This window comes from Desulfovibrio sp. 1188_IL3213 (assembly GCF_036763145.1).
Classification (GTDB): Bacteria; Desulfobacterota; Desulfovibrionia; order Desulfovibrionales; family Desulfovibrionaceae; genus Desulfovibrio.
Map to the genome: position 1 here is coordinate 1 of NZ_JBAIYR010000559.1, position 1,254 is coordinate 1,254.

Annotated in this window: 1 pseudogene; it reads right to left on the reverse strand. The window is 58.0% G+C overall.

Annotation, left to right across the window (positions count from 1 at the left end):
* Window positions 1-1,217 (reverse strand): annotated as a pseudogene (locus V6C16_RS13565) (hypothetical protein); the annotation flags it as partial.
* Window positions 1,218-1,254: the final 37 nt, after the last annotated feature.

The window sequence follows — 1,254 nt, forward strand, 5'->3', positions numbered from 1 at the left end:
CGCAGCAGGGCGGCATAGCCCGCAACGCCTTCTTCGTTAAGCGCCTGCTCTATATGGCGGAAGGCCTCATTGACAGTCTCCAGGTCCAGCACGGCAATCTTGTCCCAAAGGTCGGGCGCGGACGACGGGCAAGACCGCGTCGGACACTGGGCCGCCGTATGGGTATGGATGCCGCAGTAAAAGCAGCCCGGCTCCGCCGGATCCCCGGCAGTCAGCCGTGCGGGCATAAGCAGGGGAATGGAGCGCTCACTGAGGCTGTTTTCATTCAAAAGAACATTGCACCAGTCATCCATGCTGACCTGCTCGCCCGTATAGCGCAGATCGCGGACAGTAAAACCCTCGCCCAGCAGGTAGGCGTTGCGGTAGCTCAGGTAGGGGAAGTCCGGCATGAGGTTGTCCCACTGCAGGCCGATCTTCTTGGGCAGGTCGCTGTTGAAATTCAGGTTGTTGCGGTCGGCTATCACGCAGACACAGGGCCAGTACGCGCCGCCTTCGCTGGTTTCCTTGTCGAAGCTGTGCAGATAGTCACGCAAAAAGGTGCGCAGCATGAGCAGATTGTCCATAGCCAGCATAACGAATGTTCCGCTGACAATGGACTTGATCTTGAGCCGTTGCAAAAGGGTTTCCACCTTTTTGAACATGTCGCTCCAGCCGCTTTGAAACGCCTTGTCCAGCGGGCTGCCCAAAGGGTGCAGAATGGCGAACCATGCGTGGGTGGAAGCATAGGGCATGCGCACGTCAACAATCATGGCGGCCCAGTCAACGGAACTCATGCCCTGGCGGCCGGCACGGCGCTCAAAGGAAATGCCGGGCAGACTTTTTTTGCCTTCGCGACTTTTGGGGTGTACCCACACCTCAAGGCTGTCGCGCACCAGCATTTCCTGCGCCTGAAGGGCCGCATCAAGCAGCAGGCAGGCATCCTGCTTGCGGTCAAATTGCAAACGTCCGGGAAAAAGCTCAATACTTACCGGAAGTTCATTAAAATTTCCCCATACCGTCAGCCGGGCCAGGGCCAGAAAAACATCGTCCGTAAAGAAGAACCACAGGGCCTGTTCCTCTTCTTCGCCCACCAGCATGCCGCCGTAATTGAGCAGGGTCTGCCCTACCGCCGGAGGCAGCTTGCCGTGCCAGCAGACCCAGAGCACATGCCCCATGGTGCTCATGCGCACGTCCTTGCCCTCGGGAAGGCGAGACAGTAACTGTGATAGCTGGGCCATTAACAAAGTCCTTTATGGCGGTACGGGCATGATATAT